The sequence below is a fragment of the Arthrobacter sp. 10L424 genome, from assembly GCF_056395325.1.
This window is the reverse complement of sequence record NZ_JBFTJH010000002.1, coordinates 467152-487522: the sequence shown is the minus strand read 5'-3', so window position 1 is coordinate 487522 and position 20371 is coordinate 467152. Positions and strand designations below refer to the sequence as shown.

Below are 20371 nucleotides of genomic sequence, written 5' to 3'. Positions count from 1 at the left end.
GAGCCCCTACATTCCGAGGTGAGGCACCGCGAGGCCGAATATGTCCTTCAAGGCATATCTTGCGGCGTGGAATCCCGGCATGCCGGTCACGCCCGGGCCCGGCGGTGTGGAGGAGGAACACAGGTAGACGCCGGGCAGGGGTGTCCGCCAGGGGACCGGGCCCAGCACAGGCCGCCGGATGATCCCCCGCAGGTCCATCAGGCCCGCGCTGAAGTCCCCGCCGACGTAGTTTTCGTTGTACTCGCCCAGTTCAGCGGCCGTCGTGACGCGATGACTGACCACCAGGTCCCGGAACCCCGGGGCGAAGCGCTCCAGCTGGGCGATCACGGCCCCGGCCATGTCCACGGTGGACCCGGCCGGTACGTGGCAGTAGCTCCAGAGGATATGCCGGCCCCCGGGCGCCCGTCCGGCGTCGAAGCGCGAAGGCTGGGAGACCAGGACGTAGGGCCGGTCCGGGTGCATGCCCGCGGCAACGAGGTTTTCTGCCGCGGCCATCTCCGCCCGGGTGCCGCCCACGTGGACGGTGCCGGCGTCGGCCAGTCCGGACGCCGCCCACGGGACCGGACCGGAAAGGATGAAGTCGACCTTGCAGGCCGCGTTTCCGAACCGGAACGACTCGAGCGCGCGGCGGTAGCGGTCGGGGAGCGTGCCGCCGGCCAGTCTCAACAGGCCGGGTGGTGCCACGTCCAGCAGCGTGGCGCGGACCGGAGGCAGCTCGGCCAGGGATCCGATCCGGGCCCCGGTTTCCACGGCCCCGCCGTGCGCTTCAATGTCCGCCACCATGGCCTCGGCGATCGCCGCGGAGCCTCCTGCCGGGACGGGCCAGCCGACAGTGTGGGCCAACGTCCCCAGCATGAGGCCTGCTCCGGCCGCGGCGGGGGCCGGCAGTTGCGACACGGCGTGCGCGGCGACCCCGGCCAGCAGCGCGGGCGCCAGCTCCTCCCGGAACCTCAGACCCCATAGCGGTGAGCCCTGCTCCAGGACCCGGGCACCGAACAGGGCGGCCGCCACCGGGTCCTGCGGAATGCGCAGGAGCTGGTTCAGCGTCAGGTCGGCGATGCCGTCCGCGCGCTGCACGAGGGGGGCCATCAGCCGTCCGAAGGCGCCGCCGTCGCGCCCGAGATCCGCAACTGTCCGCTCGAGGGAGCGGTACGCCAGCGCAGCCCGCCCGCCGTCGAGCGGTGTGCCGTAGGAGACCTCGGGGACCTCCAGCCTGATCCGCCGGGACAGCTCGAACTGCCGGAAGAACGGCGAGGCCAGGGCCATCGGGTGGACCGCCGAGCACACATCGTGGAAGTGGCCGGGCTCGATGAGTTCGGCGGTGCGGAGCCCGCCGCCGGGGGTGGGCGCGGCCTCGTAGACGTGCACCTTCAGTCCGGCGCGGGCCAGGGTCACCGCCGCGGCGAGCCCGTTCGGTCCGGATCCGACGACGGCGACATCAGGCATCCGCGGCCGCCCGGCGCCAGGGCAGCACGGAAGCCGAGGGGCGCCGCAGGTCCACCCGCAACCGGTCCGGAACGCCTTCGAACGGCCCGCCCTGGGGATCATCCATCCCGTGCCGGCGGACCACATCATAGGTGGGGTCCCAGATGTCCCAGACCACCCGGGCCATCAGGTAACCGGTGGCGATCATGTGGAACACCACGGCGAGGACGTAGTAGGGCATATCAATATTGTGCTGGGCCACCCCGCCGCTCGTCACCTGCCCGAGGTACATCCAGACGGCCGCCCAGTGCAGCGCTTCGAAGGTCTGCCAGACCAGGAAGTCCCGCCAGCGCGGGCGGGCCAAGGCAAGCAGCGGAATGAGCCAGATGACGAACTGCGGCGAGTAGACCTTGTTCGTCAGGATGAACGCGGCGACGATCAGGAAGGCGAGCTGCGCAAGCCGCGGCCGGCGGGGCGCTGCCAGGGCAAGGACCCCGATCAGCACGCAGGCCAGCACGAACAGGTTCATTGCCAGGGTGTTGATCGCTTCGGGCTGCAAAGGGAACCAGCCCAGCCGCCCGGCGACTAGGTTGTAGGCAAACCAGGGTGAGCTGTAGCCGGCGGGCCGGTCCTCGGTGAACTGGTAGAAGTACTTCCAGCCCTCCGGATTCGCGGCGGCAACTGGGAGGTTGACGGCCAGCCATGCGGCGGCGGCGGCACCGGCAGTGACCAGGATGCCCCGGATCCGTCCGGTGCGCAGGGCAAGGAGCAGGACCGCACCAAGGACCAGCACCGGGTAGAGCTTGGTTGCGGTGCCCAGCCCGATGAAGATCCCGGCCAGCACGAGTTTGTTCCGGGAGAAGCAGTACATGCCCAGCGCCAGCAGCCCGACAGCCCACATGTCCCAGTTGATGGTGCCTGCCAGGATGATGCCGGGGGCCAAGGCCACCATGGCCGCGTCCCACGTGCGGCGCCGGGCCATGCGTGCCGTGGCAAGCACCGTGACGATCCAGACGGCCAGGATCAGGGCGGCGTTGATGTCGAAGTAGGCCAGGATGCGGGTGGCCGAGACGCCCTCACCGGGAACCAGCAGGGCCGTCGCGCCGGCAATGAACCCCATGAGGACGGGATATTCGAAGAACGTCCCCGGCGTGATGAAGGGGAAGGCGCCGTCACCGAGGCCGCGATTCTTGAACAGCTCCGGGAAGTCCGAATAACACGTCGCATAGAACTGGCCCGGGGTTTCCCAGCCCTTCGTGCGGCAATAAGACTTGAGGAGGATTCCGATCACGGAGGCCAGGACGGTGAGCAGGATCAGGACGCGTTCCACGGTGAAAAATCCCGGGGCGACGACGCCGGGGGCGGAGCGGTGGCCCAAGGGTCCGCCGATCAGCTCTGTGAAGTTCCTCAACAAGGGGTCGCTGCGGCTCGGGATGACCAGTCGGACGCGTCTGCGGTGCTCCGGCGGCTTTGTCTCCTGCATGTCCCCGAGCTTACCGGGGCAGCTGCGGCCAGCCGTGCCGCGCCGGGCCGGCGGCTCAGCAGGCGCTGAAGACGGCGCTTAAACGGGGGAGCCCACGCGTCGCCGCGTGGGCTCCTTGCGGATCAATTCCGGGATCAGTCATCAGTACTTCCTTCGATGGCCGGGACGTGCCTCAGCGGATGAGGCCCATCTGGTGCATAACGACGTAGACGTCTTCACGCTTCTGGTCGAGGAGTTGTCCGTTGAACAGCGTCGTGTGCCGTGGGGCCGGCTTGAGGCTCAGGCGCAGGAGCGACTGGAGTTTCTGTTTCATGGTGATCACCTCCCGTCGGCGTCTCGTGCCGCGTGCTCGGGGTGTGGTGCTGGCAATAGTCACGGTGGACCTTTCGTTGGTGCTAATGGGAACGGGAAGTAATTGGGCATGCCAATTAAGGCCTCTGTGAATTGAGGAAGAAAAGGCCTAAATTGGGCATAAGAATGCCCGGCGCTAATTAAACGATTTCGCAAAAGCGAAAGGATGGCCCCTGGACGCGAGAGTGCCGCAACCCCAACAAGAAGCTGGGTTCCGAACTTTGGGGATGCTGCGCAACCGCGTGGTTCCGCCTGGGTCAGTCCGCTGTTACGGAACTCCCGGGAAGGGGAGTGCCGGCATCGCCGTGGCTCCGGGCCTTAGGTTAGAAAACCAGGACGCGGGCTGAAGGGTCAGGAGGCAGTCGGGCCGAAATTTGGGCGCGGTTCAGCGACAGAGGCCGGGGTGGCGGCGGTGCTATACATCCATCCGCTAGTCAAAGTAATCATTTTTCCCAACCTCCTTTTCTGTTTTGACGTGGCTCCGGCTGACTGGCCGGGCGACGCGCGCCTCGACCCCGGCAAGACGCTCTGGGGTCAGAAATAAAAATACACCACAAATGCCGCACTTGACTACAGCATTCATAAACTTTCTTGAAGTTATTTTCTAAACCGCATTCACAGGCCCCAGCGGACAACTGCCGGGGTCTTCTTATCCCAGCCCAGCGTGCACACTTTCGCGGTTCCCAGGACGAAATGCCGGCCCTCGTGGGGATCGAGCCCCAGCCACCGGGCGGTGAGGATCCGGGAGAAGTGGCCATGGGCTACGACCAGCACGTTGTCCAGGCCCGATTCCAGCACCCGTGCCACGATCTTGTCCGCGCGCGCGGCGACGTCGTCGAGGGCTTCGCCGTTCGGCACGCCGTGGGTCCAGATCAGGTATTCCGGATTGTCCTTGCGGATGAGGTCCGAGCTGATGCCCTCGTAGTCGCCGTAATCCCACTCGACCGCGAGCGGCTCCAGCTGGGCGTCGGGGAAGCCGGCCAGTTCCGCGGTCCGTCGGGCCCGCCGCAGCGGGGACGTCAGCACCAGGTCAAAGTCGACGGCGTCGAGCACCTTGCGTGCCTCCACGGCCTGCTGCTCACCCTCCACGGTGAGGGGGAGATCGGTGAGGCCGGTGTACTGGCCGCTCTTGGACCATTCAGTTTCGCCGTGCCGCAGGATCCACAGCTGCGGGCGGGGGGCGTTGGTAGGTGCAATCACTTAGGACTCCTCAGTTGAGAGCGGAGCGGCGGACTCGGGCTGTGCCGCCCACCATTCGTGCAGTTTGGCTTCGGCCTGGGCGGGATCCAGCGGGCCATGCTCCATCCGTTCCTCCAGGAGGAACTTGTAGGCACGTCCGACGACGGGTCCGGGCTTGAGGCCCAGGAGTTCCATGATCCGGCCGCCGTCGAGGTCCGGGCGGACGGCCTCCAGCGATTCCTGCTCACGCAGGGCCGCGATCCGCGCCTCGAGGTCGTCGTAGGCGAAGGCGAGCCGCTCGGCCTTGCGCTGGTTCCGGGTGGTCACGTCCGAGCGGGTCAGCCGGTGCAGCCGCTCCAGCAGCGGGCCGGCGTCGGTGACATAGCGGCGGACGGCGGAATCGCTCCAGCCCGCGTCGCCGTAGCCGTAGAAGCGCATGTGCAGTTCCACCAGCTTGGCCACGGCCTTGGTGGTCTCGTTGTCGAAGCGGAGCGCCTTCATCCGTTTGGACGTCAGCTTCGACCCGACCATGTCATGGTGCCGGAAGCTCACGGCGCCGCCCGGCTCGAAGCGGCGCGTGGCGGGCTTCCCGACGTCGTGCATCAACGCCGCGAACCGCAGCACGAAGTCCGGTCCCGGCACGGCGCCGTCGGCATCCGTTTCGAGGGCACCGGCCTGCTCCAGGACCTGGAGCGAATGCTGGTAGACGTCCTTGTGACGGTGGTGTTCATCCGATTCAAGGCGCAGGGCGGAGACCTCGGGCAGCACGAAGTCGGCCAGCCCGGTGTCCACGAGCAGGTCCACGCCGGCGCGGGGGTGCGCCGCGCAGATGAGCTTGACCAGCTCCTCGCGGACGCGCTCCGCGGAGATCATGGTGATCCGTTCCGCCATCCGGGACATCGCGGCGCGGACGTCCTCGTGCACCGTGATGCCCAGCTGGGCGGCGAAGCGGGCGGCGCGCATCATCCGCAGCGGATCGTCGGAGAACGAGGATTCCGGGGCGCCCGGGGTGGCCAGGACGGAAGCGTGCAGGTCGCGGACACCGCCGAACGGATCCACGAGCTCCAGCGCGGGGAGCCGCAGTGCCATGGCGTTGATCGTGAAGTCGCGGCGCAGCAGGTCATCCGTCAGCGACTTCCCGAACGCAACCACCGGTTTACGGGAGTCGGGATCGTACGCCTCGGCGCGATAGGTGGTGATTTCGATCTGGAAACCGGCCTTGCGCATCCCGATGGTGCCAAAGGCGCGCCCGATCTCCCAGTAGTTGTCAGCCCACTTCCTGATCAGGGAAACCGTCTGGTCCGGTGTGGCGTCGGTGGTGAAGTCCAGATCGGGGGATACCCGGCCCAGGAAGAGATCACGCACCGGCCCGCCCACAAGGGAGAGTTCATGGCCGGCGTCGACGAACCGCTGCCCCAGCTCCAGAACCACAGGGTCTACCTGGAAATCAACGGTGTGCGAGTCAGTCTCGTGATGTACGTGCGCCATAGTTTCTTAAGCTTGTCAGAAATCCCGGCCAGCACCACACCGAATCCCCCGAAGTCCGGCCGTTGTCACCCGAACGCGGGGGCGGCGCGGGCGATCCACTTTCCCGGCCGTCCACTTTCCTGCCATGTTTAGGTCATCAAGTGCAGACAAGAGTCGTTAGAGTGGACTTCATGGCCCATCCCGTACCGAGCGCTCCCGGCAGGAGGACAAACGCACCGTTGCCGTCGGCAATAGGTGCCAACGTCGCGCCGGTGCAGCACTCCGGACAGGCCTCCCTCCCCACCGTGGAGGAAGTCTCCGCCGGCGGCGTCGTGGTTGACACGTCCGACGCCGAGCTCCGGGTTGCGATCATCGCCCGACTCAATCGCGGCGGACGGCTCGAATGGTGCCTGCCGAAGGGCCATCCGGAGGGAAAAGAAAGCAACGAGGAAGCCGCCGTCCGCGAAATCGCGGAGGAAACCGGCATCGAAGGCAAGATCCTCGCGCCGCTGGGAAGCATCGACTACTGGTTTACGGTCAGCGGACACCGCGTCCACAAGACCGTCCATCACTACCTGCTCCAGGCCACCGGCGGCGAACTGACGATCGAGAATGATCCCGACAAGGAAGCTGTCGACGTCGCCTGGATCCCCATCAATGAGCTCGCCCGTAAGCTCTCCTTCCCGAATGAGCGCCGCATTGCAGACCTCGCCAAGGAAGTCCTGCCCGATCACCGCTAGGGCCACGCAGGCCCCCTTAATCGACCCCGATGGCGCCTTAAGCAGTGCCCGGGTGAGACGATGAAGACGATGTCATCAGCCAAACCCACCCCAGCGCACTCCGGCCCCGCCGATTCCAATGCTGTCCAATCCGGAGAGGTCCGTTCCAGCGCCATCATGGCCGCGGGAACGCTGGTCTCGCGTTTCCTGGGATTCGCCAAAACCTGGATGCTGGCGGCCGCCCTCGGGTTGGGCTCCACCGTCAACGACACGTTCATCAACGCGAACAACCTGCCGAACCTGATCTTCCTGCTCGTGGCGGGCGGCGTCTTCAACGCGGTCCTGGTGCCCCAGATCATCAAGGCAAGCAAGGCTCCGGATGCGGGAGCGGACTACATCAGCCGGCTGCTGACGCTTGCGGTGCTGGTGCTGCTGACCCTCACGCTGGCGGTGACGCTGCTGGCGCCGTGGGTCATCGAGCTGACGACGCAGGGCTACTCCCCGGAGCAGAAGGCCCTCGCTGTGTCGTTCGCGTTCTGGTGCCTTCCGCAGATCTTCTTCTACGGGCTGTATGCCCTGCTGACCCAGGTGCTCAACGCCCACGGCGCGTTCGGGCCCGCGATGTGGGCGCCGATCCTGAATAACATTGTCGCCATTACCGGCCTCGGCATGTTTATCTGGGCCTTCGGCGCCAACGCGACCAACCCCCACACCCTCGACACCTGGGGTTCGACCCAGACCTTCCTGGTGGCCGGATTCTCGACCATCGGTGTGATTGCCCAGACCGCGATCCTCTTGATCCCGGTGTTCAGGCTCCGGCTCGGCCTGCGCCCACGCTTCGGCTGGCGCGGGGTCGGACTGGGCCAGGCCGCCAAGCTGAGCGTCTGGACCCTGGCGACGGCCGCCGTCGGACAGTTGGCATTCCTTTATGTCATGCGCATCGCCACGATTCCGGGTGCGGAGCGGCTCCGCCTGGAACAGGCGGGGGATCCGGCCGCGGACACGATGCCGGGCAACGCCGTGCTGGAGGTCGCGAGCCAGCTTTACCTGCTCCCACACTCCATCATTGCGCTGTCGCTGGCCACGGTGCTGTTCAACCGGATGACCCGGGCCTCGCAGGCTGGGGACCGGGCTGCGCTGCGCAGCGCGCTGTCCCACGGGTTGCGGACCATGGCTGTGGCCACGGTGTTCGGGGCGCTGGCCTTGTTTGCGCTGGCCGGACCGCTGGGTATGTTCTTCTCCGGCGGAGTGAAGCAGGACGGCGCCATGCTGGCCCAGACCCTCACCATCCTGGCCCTCAGCACGCCCTTTATGAGCGCCAACTTCATGATGTCCCGCGTGTTCTACGCCAACGAGGATGCCCGGACGCCGTTCTTCATCCAGCTGGTGCTGGCCACGGTGAATGTGGTTGCCGCCTTCACCATCCAGTTCCTGCCTTTCGACCAGATCATTTTCGCCATCGCCACCCTCTACACCGGCGGCAATATCCTCTCGGTGATTGTCAGTGCGGTCTTCCTGCGCCGGCTCCTGGGACACCTGGACGGCCCGCGGATTGCCAACTCCTATATCCGGATGGGTTACGCCGCGCTGGGTTCGGCCCTGGCCGGGGCGGGGGCTTTGTGGCTGCTGGGAAGCTACAGCCCGGACGGCTTTGCCTGGAGCACGCCGATCGCGGCACTGGTGACGATCGTCGTCGTCGGGCCCGTCATGCTGGCGGCGTACCTGCTCCTGCTCAAGCTGTTCCGGGTGACCGAACTGAGCGACCTGCTGCAGCCGCTGCTGGGCCGCCTGCGCCGGCGGGGGGCTGCCGGGCCTGCGGCCGGGGGCGGTCCGGAAGGTCCAGCCGTGCCCCGCACAAGGCCGGAACGTGCCACGGTCTCGGTGGACACCGGACTCATTCCGAGAATTTCGGGGGAATTCGACGCCGCCTCCTTCCGTGCTGGGCCGGACCTTGGAGAACAGGACGAGCGGGCCGGACGCGTCGGACCGGAGGGCGGCTACCTGCCTGCCGAGGATCTGCCCAGCACCGCTGAGGGCGGCTTGGGCCGGGGGGATGTCCCGCTGCCCGGGCGCCGAACGTACCAAGGACCGGCCGGGCACAATCCCCATTTTCCGTTTGGCGGCAAGAAGAAAAAATAGCATCCGGCAGGGTTAGCAGCGCCGTGTTTCCGCGGCGCGGACACTGCATCGGCTAGGATCGAAGACTAACAAGGGGAGTTGCAGACCAGGGGTCCACCGGCTTACCGGAGGACCTGTGGTCACTGATGAAGTGATCAGTTCGGCAACTCCCGGACAGTCTAGGAGGAGCCCGTGTCCCACCCGATCGATGTCGGATCAGTACTAGGTGGCCGTTACAAGGTCACTGCCACCGTACTGACCTCACATGACCAGGATCTGGTGCTGGACGGTGTGGACCAGGTACTGAACCGTGCCGTGAGCATCCTCGTGGCCGGACCCGGCAACGCGGATCAAGTGGCGCAGAGTGCCAGGGAAGTCGCCACCGGTGAGCGTCCCGGCAACGTGCAGATCCTCGACCTTGGGGTCAGTGAGGCGACGACTTACCTCATCACTAACCACACCTCGGCCGCCGACCTGCTGGACCTAGTTGTGTCCTCCAACCCGCCCTACATCGAACCGTTCTTCACGGACACACTGGGCAGCGAAATCTTCGGCCAGGCGCGTTCCCAGGAACCCGAAACCTACGACGGCCTCTACGACGAGGAAGAAGTCGACGCCGACTACATCAACTACGGACGGAACCAGCCCGCCGCCCCTGCATCCGGTGCCGCTCCGGCTGCACAGCCGGCTTCGCCCGCACGCGTGCCTTCGCGTCCGGGGACCTCACCCGCTGCCGGTGCGGCTGGCGTGGCTGCCGCCGCTGGCGCCGGTGCTGCTGCAGCGGCGGCGTCCTCGAAGGCAAAGTCCCCCGAGACTGCACCCCAGGAAGCCACCCCCCATGTGACGGCGCCCCAGCCGGTGCAGGGAGGTACCTCCGGTTCCGGTGCAGCCGTCTCCGGGCCGCCGGCTCCCGCCGAATCGCCCAAGGTTTCACTGTGGTCCGACGACGACTACGGTCACACGGACGACGAAGACCGGCAGACCTCGCACCAGGGCCATACCACCAAGTCCGCCGCCCTGGCCGGTGCCGGCGCCGCGGACCGGGCCCCGGGATTCTTCCCTGGTCCGGCCCGAAGCGGCGACTCCGCGGAGGATGACGAGTACTACGGCAAGGATGACGAGCCCCGGCGCGAGCCCCGCTCCATGCGCTGGCTGGTGGGCGGTCTCCTGGCGGCGGTCCTCGTGGTGGGCCTGGTTCTTGCTGTCACCAATCTTGGCAGTCTCTTCAAGGCCACGCCGCAGCCCAACGCCGGCGGCAACACCTCCACCAGTGCCCCCGGTGCGACTTCGGCAGAGCCGTCCGCGACCGGCAGCCCTGCGCCGGTCACCGGTCCGCCCGCCATTGAGGGCGTCACGCGACTTGGCGACTTCGATTTTGCCGGAACCTACGACGGCGATCTAGTCAAGACCTTCGACGGCAACGCCGCCAGCTATTGGTCGGACATGGAATTCGCCAATGAAAACTGGGGTGGCTTTGCCCCCGAGGGTGTCCCGCTGGTGGTCAAACTGAAGACACCGGCCGAGATTTCCTCGGTGACCCTGAGCCAGTTGGGGGCCTCGGGCGGCAGCATCAGTGTGTTCACCAACGACCGCCCGTCCCTGGACGGCGCCAAGCAGGTGGGCAGCAACAGCTTCACCTCCCCGGATCTGACGATGCCCCTGCCGGAAGCCGTCAAAGCGCAGTATGTCATCGTCCAGATCAAGAGCCTGCCCAAGCTGGCGGCGCCGAAGACGCGCTTCGGATTTGGCTTGCGTCTGGCCGAAATCAAGGTCCAGTAGCTGGCCCGTAACCCAGGCAGTAACCCCGCAGTCCTCGGTGCCAAAACGGTACCCTGAGTGGTGGCGTCCTCCCGTGACGCCCCGTCCGACCGGAATATTCAGCGCCGTACAGTAGTTGTGCCATGTGGCCGGCTACCACAGGCGGGCGCATCGACAAAGGAAGAGGTTCACCGTTCAGTGAGCAACGCAGAAAACACCGCGTCCGAAGTACGTGATGTCATCATCGTCGGCTCCGGCCCCGCGGGCTACACGGCCGCGGTGTACACGGCACGCGCCAATCTGAAGCCGCTGATGCTGGCCGGATCGGTAACCGCCGGCGGCGAGCTGATGAACACGACCGACGTCGAGAACTACCCGGGATTCCCGGATGGCATCATGGGCCCGGACCTGATGGAGAACTTCGAGAAGCAGGCCGCCCGGTTCGGCACGGAAATCCAGTTTGAGGACGTCACCGACCTGGATCTCGACGGCGACATCAAGACGGTCACGATCGGCTCGGGGGAGACATTCCAAGCCCGGTCCATCATTCTGTCGACAGGTTCTGCCTACCGCGAGCTCGGCCTGCCCAACGAGAAGCGCCTCTCCGGCCACGGCGTCAGCTGGTGCGCAACCTGCGACGGTTTCTTCTTCAAGGATCAGGACATCGTCGTAATCGGCGGCGGTGACTCCGCGATGGAGGAGGCACTCTTCCTCACCAAGTTCGCGAAGAGTGTCACGGTCGTCCACCGCCGCGATTCCCTTCGTGCCTCCAAGATCATGGCCGACCGCGCCCTGGCGCACGAGAAGATCAACTTCATCTGGAACAGCGGCGTCGAGGACGTCCTTGGACAGGACAAGGTCACCGGACTCCGGCTGAAAAACCTGGTGGACGGCACCGAGACCGAACTCGCCGTCACGGGCGTCTTCGTGGCGATCGGCAACGATCCCCGCACCGAACTCGTCAAGGGCAAGCTGGACTTGACCCCTGAGGGGACGATCGCCGTCGACGGCCGCACCTCCAAAACCAGCGTGCAGGGTGTCTTCGCCGCCGGTGACGTTATCGACCCCACCTACCGCCAGGCCATCACCGCGTCGGGCTCCGGCTGTGTAGCCGCCCTCGACGTTGAGCACTACCTCGCAGATTTCCACGCCTAAATCGGCGCGCAGCAACCAACCGAAGAGAGAGACAGGGCTATGAGCAACGCAAAAGACGTAACAGACGCTAGTTTCAGCACTGATGTACTGGCATCCGCCAAGCCGGTCATCGTGGACTTCTGGGCCGAATGGTGCGGCCCGTGCCGCAAGCTCGGGCCGATCCTCGACGAGATCTCCGTGGAGTACAGCGAGAAGGTGGACGTCGTCAAGGTAAACGTTGACGACAACCCCGCGATCGCGGCGCAGTACGGCATCACCTCCATCCCCGCCGTCTACTTGTTCGAAGGCGGAGAAGTGAAGGGCACCGTCATCGGCGCCCGCCCCAAGCAGTTCTTCGAGAAGGAATTCGCGGACGTCCTGTCCTAAGTTCCTCTATTGGTCAGCGGGCAACCGCTAATACCGACTTTGGGTGGCCTCACTTCCTGACCAGGAAGTGGGGCCACCTTTTTCGTGCGTAGTGTTCTGTCGGCCGGCACGCAGGACCGATGGTCCTAAGAGTCGTGGGTCGGCCGCGGAGCACGGGTCACAGTCGAACACGGTTGTTTTAGGCACTTGAATTGCCCTCTCCGGATCTGGTCGCATTGGCCAACTCACGATCGCACGGGCAGGGGAGACCCACAGCGGCTCACGCTCAGCGCCCGGCTCGCTTGGGGTCCTCGAAGACAGACGCCGCAGGAAGCGGTTGAGACCCCACGGGGGCCGGCCGATCTGCGTGCCTGTTTCACGTGAAACGACACCGTCTCTTTTCTGGCGATCCCCGCCTTGGCCGGAAGGCCAGGCAGATCGGGGGTTCTCTGTGTTTCACGTGAAACATTGCTGTCGCCGTTCGCCTCAGCGGACCAGCGCAGAAGCCGCCTCACAGCCGAAAAGACTAGTGGCCGCTTGGCCGCTCGTCTAATAGAACCGGGCTCGTTAGTCACCGGCTGCACAGCTCTGTTCTGGATCGGTCGTTGACAATTCAGGGTCAGCACAGATGCCGTCAACCGGAAAAGGCATACTTTAATGCAAACTCACTTGTTGCCAGACGTGTTTCAGGATATCGCAAGGACCTCCAACCGTGAGCGACCAGGATTCCCGCACAACATGTCGCATCTCACTCTGGAGTCACCGCGCATCCCTGATCGGGCCGTCGCGTGCCAAAGGAAGCTGCCAGCTGGGGGAGCTGCACCCAGCCAGTGAGGCCAGCATCAGGGCAGTGGGGCAATGTCCGCCGCCACAGCCCCCTAACTCGCATCGGCTCTCTAAGATGTCTTGCAGCAGCCGCCAAGCCCCAAGCCGCAAGCCGCATGAAATCGATCACTGACACATGACTGCTCCGGCGGCTCGTCCGCAATGACACAAACACACGCGCCATGTTTCACGTGAAACTGCCACTCACGCGCGGGGGAAGGTAGAAGACCCAGGAATCGTGAACTCTGGACGAAGTCGGAATTTCGGTTCGATATATGAACCTTCTGTCCGCCGCCGCCGGGTAAATCAACCCAACATTCAGTCGTGTTTCACGTGAAACGGCGTCGACGGAAGCGATGCTCCTGAAAGCGCGGTTTGAGTAGGGAACTCTCAGAAGCAAGGCAGTGATGCGATACTGAACTCTCAGATATGGTCTTCTCATCCCAAGGTGAAATATCCGGAGGGGGCGCTACGCGCAATCCGTTAGTCTGGGGCCCTAGAGTCAGTTGCCGCAGACGCGAACCGTGCACGGTCCAAGCGTCCGCGGGCCGCCGTTCATCCGATACTTCATGCAGCCCACTCGGCTTATGGATAGGCCTCCCAGGGGCGCCGGACGTGTCAGTGTTTCACGTGAAACACAACCGAAAGCCCCAACGGCACCGTGCTAGCCACGACGTAGACTACGTTCCTGTTGGGATCCATGAGCCAACCAGTTCATAACTAGCCGCATCGAGGCCGCGATGGACTTTAGCGGCAGCACGTTGCAACCAGTCAAATGAACCGCTAAAGAAAGTAGTGAGGTTTGGGGGGCACGCGGAGCCGGTAAGCCATCAGCACGAAGATTCCGCAGCCTATACCGACAGGTAGCGCCCGCCACCCGGCCCAGCTGGCCACAGCCGGGCACACGGCACACACGACTCACCGGAGCGACCGCTCCGACGGAGCGCGAGGCAGCCCTGTCGTTGGCCCTAAACAGCGCACAACTACGCACTACATAGACACCTCCGCGGTCGGGCACTCCAGAACGCAGCCCGCTAGTCGGGTACACCGAACCGACACGTATCCCAACTAGGGACGGCATGTGCACTTGCATGCTTCTTCTGCAATGTTGGTAAGCGGCCAAAGGAAGCTGTTTGCCACCGCCTCGAGGGCGGACCACAGAGGCTGCATCCACGGCTCCTACGCGCAGTACCCTGAGGCGCAACGGCAGCCTGAAGGGCCGGCCGGGAAGGGGACGGGGCAGGTAGGGGAACAGAGGGTGCTCCACCGAGAGTTGGGCGGCGGCCTTTCGAAAGCACCGCCTTCCGTTCAGCGTGCTGTCTGCCGCCCGCATTTTGTGCCAGCCACCAGGTTCGAAAGCGCGGTCCCAGAACGCGCTTCGCATCCCAGCAGCAGATTCGGCCCCGCCTCAGGATCCAACATCCGGCTGCCTGGTGCTTGGTGCTTGGTGCCCACTCTCAGCAGCCACAACCCTCAAGATCCAGTCGTTCGCGTGATGCCGAGCGTGCTGGATCCACAGCATCTGCCGGCCCTCGCATGCGAGTCGGACTCCAAGAAGCAAATGGGCGCACCAGACAGTTGGAACGTATGACGCCCGGGCGTTGTCGCTGCCATCCCGCTAGCGTCGACTCTGGCTCCTTTATCACCGAACTGCAGCCATTCGATGACCGCCATCGGTTCGACCGAAAGCTCCCCTCTCCGTACCAGCGGGACAGTTTCCACAGGGTTCTCCACAGAAGTTATTCACATAGTTATCCACAGACAGTGAGGGATTCCTCACAGCTGAATATTTGGGTCGGGCGATGTGCACAGGGCAGGGATATTGTCCTCGCTCCGATGCACAGCTCAAGTCCGCCACTGACTTCAGTGGCCACCACCTGAGCCCGTGCCTGACTGCATCAGGTCTGGTCCACGAATTCGGTGATTTTCGACGCATAATTAACCAGCAACGGGGGATTTATGAAGCACGGGCGGGTGTGAATCAATTCACTGAAAGAGCATCGAAATTGTTCCACGTGAAACGGTGTGGGCGCGAACGGTAGGGCGGGTGCTGGCGTCATCGTCCCGGCAGCGACATCGTCGGAGGTCAGTGACGTACGCGGCGTCCATCCACAAAGTAATCCACAAAGTTATCCACAGCGATATCCACCGGTCTATCCACCGGCCGTCATGACATCCTGCTAACGCCGGATCGGATGCTAGCGGACGAAGCGGGTCAAAGCAGCACCCCGAATCAAGACGAGCTTCGAACCGGGAGTCCCACAGTGGCGGACGAAGACTTGGTTCAATCCTCGATCTCGGACACCCAAACAGGCAGAGTCCCTGGCCCATCCTGCGCAGCACCGCTTCCGCTGGCGAAGGCGGAGTCCCACTGCGTCCCGGGTTCCCAACAGGAGGCGCCAGCCGGGCAACGCCGATGACTGGATGCGGGGGAGCACCCAGGGAGCACCAGTCTCGCCAGCGCGACAATTCCCAAGCTCGGCCTGTGTGACTGATGCCTGACTCGATGATCTGCCGCAGAATGAGCGCCAGCTACCCCATCCGGAGCAGGAGACACAGGTGGGGGGACAGGTGCCACTTTCGATCGACGATGGCCGAGCCCGGAGGCGGGGAGTTCCGCTGCTTCCAGGAACGCGAGGGAAGGTTCCGCTGCTTCTCGGAACGGGAGGAAGATTCCGCTGCTCCCAGGAACGGAAGCAAGATCCCGCAGCTTCCCAGAACGAACGGAGGCATATTCAGTCGTCTCTAAAATCCGATCGCAACGTGGATGCAAACGCCGCCCCGGCCGCGGCGATGTTCTGCCGTGTGGGGGCTGCAGCCGAGACCCTCACACTGTTCCCTTCACTACCAGCAATAAACACCACGTGAAGCCTAGTCCACTGACGGGCCGGCAGAACAGCGGTGACTACTCGCCCTCACTGCCCGGGAATCCCGCCTGCAGCACCCAGTTTGAAGCGGCTGATGTCCCTCGGCGCCGGCACAGTCCCAGTGCCCAGTGTCCTCATCTCTACTTCGGGCGAAGTCCGCCAACAGGAGGAGCAGGACTCATTGGAAAGATGCTACGCCCGGTGCATGCGCTGTGGTGTTCCCCGTTCCATATTCTGCGGCCCATGGAAGTCGGCACCACGGGCCTCCAAAGTGTTGGTTGCCGTACCTAACCCGTATTGCCTATTGCCGACCAAGAGTGACCGCGCTGTTCAGGCTGCTGGGCCAGCCCCGTCTACCGGCTGGGCTGCCAACGCGATCTAGAACGGGGGATTCCGTAGCCTGGAGGCGTTCTGTCAGTCCCTGGGGGGACCAGACGGCTCCTGCCCCCTCCTGATGCCAATAGCTGGCAGGCTGAGCCCTGTACGGCGTGACAGCCCTTGGAGGCCTGGAACAGTCTGCTGCGCTGTCCGTGGGCGTCCCATTGCAGGCGTCGACGCAGTTTGGAACCCGGACATCAGAAGCGAGGAAGCCTCGGAGCGGGCCGGGACCATCTCACCGAAGCCTGAATGTTTCACGTGAAACCGCACCGTTCATCCATACAGAATCCACGACCCCCTCCGTCGCCGGCGGATAGCACGCGAATCCGCGGACAACTCCTGCCCGGACCATTCAAGGGGCGACTCTCCTCAGCACGTGAATCCCATTGACCGTTGCATCAGGATGAGAGGAAAGGCGTGGGAACTCCATGAGTCGGGGCAGTGCGGGCTTTGGACCTCTCGCAATGGCCCGCAGATTGCGGCCGCGGAGCTATCCATAACGGAAAGACATCCAACTCAGGTGATTTTGCTGTATCTGCCTCCTCGTTCCACACTCTTCAGGTCGGACCCGAGGGGCGGGGGTTTCACGTGAAACACTGACTCTATGCTGTCTGTCCGGCAACGGTTGGCTCCCTTGTAGGTCCGGGTAAGCCCAGGCCAGGAATAGAATACACGGACCCGTTGACCGCGATTGCCCCGCTTTTAGGCCTAGACGGCCCTAAAAGTGCCATGGGCGACATCGTTGGCCTCCGATAGGGTCCAGCATGGAGGCCCTGACTTGAGCCATACCCATAGGGCGACTGAAAGAGCCAAGAGGCCCCGGGGCCCCGGGCCCGGTCTGTGTGGTGTACACCCTCGAATGTCGCCGGCCCAGCCCTCAGGAATACCACATGGCGATCCCGTCTCGGCCTTTGCACGCTAATCGCGGCCGAGAACCTACCGAGTGCTGCCCTTACAAGGTGTCAGCAGAACCCGGAAGGAGGATCCGGGAGGGCATCTCACCTGCAGCTCATCTATGTGCGCAGGCAATCCGAGCAGATCCGCGCGAATTCAACGCCGGATGAAGTCACGCATGTCCAATACAGCCGCATGCAATGTGTCTCTGAACCAGAGATATCAACCAGCTCCAAAGCGGAAAACAACAAAAGAAGGGGCCCGTTTCACGTGAAACGGGCCCTTCTAAACTCTGGTGACGCTAGTTGGGCGACCCGGGCGTCAGCACATCCATGATCCGGTTAAGATCTTCCACGCTCGCGAACTCGATGCTCACACGTCCCTTGCGCGCGCCAAGGGAAATCTTGACGTTGGTATCGAGCCGGTCGGAGAGGGACGATGCCAGGTAATCCAGGCGTTCGTGCCGTGCACCGGGCCGCGGGATGTTGTTCTTCTGCGCTGCGGCAGGGTTCTGGTAGAGCGTCACTGCTTCTTCTGTCGCCCGAACCGACATGCCTTCAGCAACAATCTTCTGGGCGAGGCGTTCCATGGCAGCAGCGTCCGGGAGTGCCAGCAGGGCACGGGCGTGGCCGGCAGAGATGACACTTGCAGCGACACGGCGCTGGACCAGCGGCGGCAGCTTGAGCAGACGGAGGGTGTTGGACACCTGGGGACGCGAGCGTCCGATACGGTCAGCCAGTTGTTCGTGGGTGGTGCCGAAGTCCTCGAGCAGCTGCTGGTAGGCGGCGGCCTCTTCGAGTGGATTCAGCTGGCTTCGGTGCAGGTTTTCCAGCAGGGCGTCGCGAAGGAGGTCATCATCGGTGGTGTCACGGACGATTGCGGGGATGGTTTCGAGGCCAGCGGCCTGAACTGCCCGCCACCGACGCTCACCCATGACGAGCTCGTAGGGTTCGCCACCCTTTTCAGTTGAAGTCCGGACCACAATTGGCTGGAGGACGCCGATTTCGCGCACTGAGTGAACCAGCTCTGCCATGTCGTCCTCGTCGAAGACTGAACGCGGCTGCTTGCGGTTGGGGTGAATGTCGGTGACCAGGATTTCCGCGAAACGGACGCCCGGCACCTCAACGAGTTCAACTCCCTGATCATCCTCGTCGGGAGCGGCCACGGGTTCTACTTCGGACACTGTGCCGGACGAAGGCTTGGGCGCGGGAACCGGGGGCACGGCTTTGGCGGCAGGGGCCTTTCTCGCCGGAGCCTTCTTCGCGGCAGAGGCACTCTTCGAGTCCGGGGCGTCTGCTGGCGCAGCAGACTTCGGCGACGGCGCCTGCGACTCTGCAGCGACATCCTCGTCAGGGGCGACAACGGTCTCTTCCGTTTCAGGCATCTCGGCAGCAGGCGTCCGCTTCCGGGCTTCAGGGAAGAACAGATCCACGGGACGGGACGGCGCTGAACCGTTTCCGGACGCCGCGGCGGAACTTGGAATGAGTGCCCCAAGTCCACGGCCGAGGCCGCGTCGCTTATCGCTCATGGATAAATCCCTCCATTGGAAGAGCCTGGCATCACCGGACTCTAGCTAGTGCAATTCTTGAAAAGATTCTAACGTTCCGCGATTTCGGCTGCGGCTTCCAGGTAGGACAGTGCCCCGCTGGATGAGGGATCGTAGGTCATCACCGTCTGCTGGTAGCTGGGAGCCTCGGAAATGCGGACCGAACGGGGAACCACCGCTCCGAGGACCTGCTCCGGGAAGTGTTCCCGTACTTCGGCGGCAACCTGGGCGGCAAGGTTGGTGCGGCCGTCGTACATGGTGAGGAGGATGGTGGAGACAACGAGATCGGCGTTCAAGTGCTTCTGGATCATTTCGATGTTCTTGAGCAGCTGGCTCAGTCCTTCGAGGGCGTAGTACTCGCACTGGATCGGAATGAGCACCTCGTTGGCCGCGCAGAACGCGTTGACGGTCAGCAGACCCAGGCTCGGAGGGCAGTCGATGAAGATGTAGTCCAGCCGCTCCTCACCGTTCTTGGCGCGTTCCTTGGCGTACACGTCGATGGCGCGGCGGAGACGCTGCTCGCGGGCGACGAGACTGACCAGTTCAATTTCTGCGCCGGCGAGGTGGATCGTGGCCGGCGCGCAGATCAGGTTGTCGATGTCCGGGCAAGGTGCCACAACATCCTGCAACGGAATGTCGTTGATGAGCACGTCATAGATGCTGTCAACGTCGGCGTGGTGTTCGATTCCGAGGGCCGTCGAGGCATTGCCCTGCGGATCGATGTCGATGACCAGCACGTTCAAGCCGGCGGCCGCCAGGGCAGCGGCAATGTTGACCGTGGTGGTTGTCTTGCCGACCCCGCCCTTCTGGTTGGAGACGGTGAAGATGCGGGTCTTCTCCGGTTTCGGCAGCTCACGCCCCAGGAGCCGTTCGCGCCGCTTATTCTCATGGGCGAGCTCGCGGGCGATGGGACTGGAATCGTCGATGGAGTCCAGCACATTTCCGCTGGAGACAACAGATGTTTCACGTGAAACGCTTGCCATACCGGTTGTCTTCGCAACTGCAGCCGTGTGATTTCCGGAGTATTCGTGAGCGATGACAGGCGCAACAAAGGCCCGCGCGGACCCCAGGGACACAAACGGGGGGATCCGTTGTGTGGAGGCTTCGCTACTGGTCACTGTGACACACTCACTCTCGTTCGGCTCTTGCTGCCGGTTACTAGCCTAACCTCTTACCCTTGGACTCCGAGGGCACCGGGCTGATGCTAGGCAATCTTTTGAGGCTTATTCACAACGATTCGGACTACGGTGGTGGGTTCCTCAAGGAGGTCCTCGCCCACCAGGACGACAGACGTCTGGGTGCCGCCGAGCTTGCGGATAACCTTGGCGGCTTTTTCGATTTCCTCGCCTGCACTGCGTCCCTTGATGGCGACTACTTCACCCTTGCCCGCCAGGAGCGGAATGGTCAGTCCGGCGAGGTTGGAAAGTGCTGACACGGCACGTGCCGTCACGACGTCGGCGTTGACCATACCAACCGCGAGCTCAGCGCGGGTGCGCATGATCGTCACATTCTCGAGTCCGAGGTCGTCCACGACTTCCTGGAGCCAGATGACCCGGCGTTCCAGCGGTTCGATCAGGGTCAGTTCCAGATCGGGCCGGGCAATGGCCAGGCACAGGCCGGGCAGTCCGGCACCGCTGCCGACGTCGGCCACGTGGCTTCCCTCGGCAATCTGGCTTTCGATCACTGCGCAGTTCAGGACGTGGCGGCTCCACAGCCGCGGAATTTCGCGGGGACCAATGAGGCCCCGCTCCGTTCCTGAGGTGGCCAGGTGCTCCACATAGCGCTCCGCCAGGTCCAAGCGGTCGCCAAAGATCTTCTGTGCTGCCTGCAGTTCGGTAGCGGTGATTTCAACCATCAAGCT

Annotated in this window: 13 protein-coding genes; 5 read left to right on the top strand and 8 right to left on the bottom strand. The window is 64.1% G+C overall.

The genetic code is table 11. From position 1 onward, the window contains the following. Positions 1–6: 6 nt before the first annotated feature. From AC1DC5_RS05430 to AC1DC5_RS05410, 5 genes are all read right to left on the bottom strand, one after another. Positions 7–1446 carry a phytoene desaturase family protein gene (locus tag AC1DC5_RS05430; RefSeq protein ID WP_441404730.1) on the bottom strand — a complete coding sequence of 480 codons (1440 nt, stop codon included), beginning with the start codon at positions 1444–1446 and terminating at the stop codon, positions 7–9. Then, positions 1439–2908 carry a glycosyltransferase family 87 protein gene (locus AC1DC5_RS05425; protein WP_441404731.1) on the bottom strand — a complete coding sequence of 490 codons (1470 nt, stop codon included), beginning with the start codon at positions 2906–2908 and terminating at the stop codon, positions 1439–1441. The genes AC1DC5_RS05430 and AC1DC5_RS05425 overlap by 8 nt, the downstream gene beginning before the upstream one ends. A 172-nt stretch (positions 2909–3080) precedes the next feature. After that, on the bottom strand, positions 3081–3221 hold the full coding sequence (locus AC1DC5_RS05420; protein ID WP_346925904.1) for a hypothetical protein: 141 nt from the start codon (positions 3219–3221) through the stop codon (positions 3081–3083). A gap of 653 nt (positions 3222–3874) precedes the next feature. Next, positions 3875–4459 (bottom strand): histidine phosphatase family protein, encoded by a 585-nt coding sequence (locus tag AC1DC5_RS05415; protein WP_441404732.1) that lies wholly within the window; start codon positions 4457–4459, stop codon positions 3875–3877. Further along, on the bottom strand, positions 4460–5926 hold the full coding sequence (locus AC1DC5_RS05410) for a CCA tRNA nucleotidyltransferase (RefSeq protein WP_441404733.1): 1467 nt from the start codon (positions 5924–5926) through the stop codon (positions 4460–4462). 170 nt (positions 5927–6096) lie between these two features. Here AC1DC5_RS05410 and AC1DC5_RS05405 point away from each other — a divergent pair, with 170 nt between their 5' ends. The 5 genes from AC1DC5_RS05405 (at position 6097) to trxA (ending at position 12021) form a co-directional block, all read left to right on the top strand. Then, positions 6097–6645 carry an NUDIX hydrolase gene (locus AC1DC5_RS05405; RefSeq protein ID WP_441404734.1) on the top strand — a complete coding sequence of 183 codons (549 nt, stop codon included), beginning with the start codon at positions 6097–6099 and terminating at the stop codon, positions 6643–6645. A gap of 69 nt (positions 6646–6714) precedes the next feature. After that, complete coding sequence (gene murJ, locus AC1DC5_RS05400; protein WP_441404735.1) at positions 6715–8763, top strand: murein biosynthesis integral membrane protein MurJ; 2049 nt, start codon at positions 6715–6717, stop codon at positions 8761–8763. A gap of 171 nt (positions 8764–8934) precedes the next feature. Beyond that, positions 8935–10521, top strand: a complete 1587-nt coding sequence (locus AC1DC5_RS05395; protein WP_441404736.1) for a protein kinase family protein — start codon at positions 8935–8937, stop codon at positions 10519–10521. A gap of 177 nt (positions 10522–10698) precedes the next feature. Then, the gene (gene trxB, locus AC1DC5_RS05390) at positions 10699–11655 is read left to right on the top strand and encodes a thioredoxin-disulfide reductase (protein ID WP_441404737.1); all 957 of its coding nucleotides are present in this window, start codon (positions 10699–10701) and stop codon (positions 11653–11655) included. 39 nt (positions 11656–11694) lie between these two features. Further along, positions 11695–12021, top strand: a complete 327-nt coding sequence (gene trxA, locus AC1DC5_RS05385; protein WP_224048054.1) for a thioredoxin — start codon at positions 11695–11697, stop codon at positions 12019–12021. Positions 12022–17265: 5244 nt separating this feature from the next. On the opposite strand, the gene AC1DC5_RS05380 is transcribed toward trxA, so the two are convergent. From AC1DC5_RS05380 to rsmG, 3 genes are all read right to left on the bottom strand, one after another. Further along, the gene (locus AC1DC5_RS05380; RefSeq protein ID WP_441404738.1) at positions 17266–18492 is read right to left on the bottom strand and encodes a ParB/RepB/Spo0J family partition protein; all 1227 of its coding nucleotides are present in this window, start codon (positions 18490–18492) and stop codon (positions 17266–17268) included. Positions 18493–18560: 68 nt separating this feature from the next. Further along, positions 18561–19628, bottom strand: coding sequence for a ParA family protein (locus AC1DC5_RS05375; RefSeq protein ID WP_441404739.1), 1068 nt, complete (start codon positions 19626–19628; stop codon positions 18561–18563). A gap of 86 nt (positions 19629–19714) precedes the next feature. Then, complete coding sequence (gene rsmG / locus AC1DC5_RS05370) at positions 19715–20365, bottom strand: 16S rRNA (guanine(527)-N(7))-methyltransferase RsmG (protein WP_441404740.1); 651 nt, start codon at positions 20363–20365, stop codon at positions 19715–19717. Positions 20366–20371: the final 6 nt, after the last annotated feature.

Excerpts from the sequence above, each read along its gene's own strand:
- AC1DC5_RS05430 (WP_441404730.1), bottom strand. The coding sequence starts at position 1,446 with ATGCCTGATGTCGCCGTCGTCGGATCCGGACCGAACGGGCTCGCCGCG.
- AC1DC5_RS05425 (WP_441404731.1), bottom strand. The coding sequence starts at position 2,908 with ATGCAGGAGACAAAGCCGCCGGAGCACCGCAGACGCGTCCGACTGGTC.
- AC1DC5_RS05420 (WP_346925904.1), bottom strand. The coding sequence starts at position 3,221 with ATGAAACAGAAACTCCAGTCGCTCCTGCGCCTGAGCCTCAAGCCGGCC.
- AC1DC5_RS05410 (WP_441404733.1), bottom strand. The coding sequence starts at position 5,926 with ATGGCGCACGTACATCACGAGACTGACTCGCACACCGTTGATTTCCAG.
- AC1DC5_RS05405 (WP_441404734.1), top strand. The coding sequence starts at position 6,097 with ATGGCCCATCCCGTACCGAGCGCTCCCGGCAGGAGGACAAACGCACCG.
- murJ (WP_441404735.1), top strand. The coding sequence starts at position 6,715 with ATGTCATCAGCCAAACCCACCCCAGCGCACTCCGGCCCCGCCGATTCC.
- trxA (WP_224048054.1), top strand. The coding sequence starts at position 11,695 with ATGAGCAACGCAAAAGACGTAACAGACGCTAGTTTCAGCACTGATGTA.
- AC1DC5_RS05380 (WP_441404738.1), bottom strand. The coding sequence starts at position 18,492 with ATGAGCGATAAGCGACGCGGCCTCGGCCGTGGACTTGGGGCACTCATT.
- rsmG (WP_441404740.1), bottom strand. The coding sequence starts at position 20,365 with ATGGTTGAAATCACCGCTACCGAACTGCAGGCAGCACAGAAGATCTTT.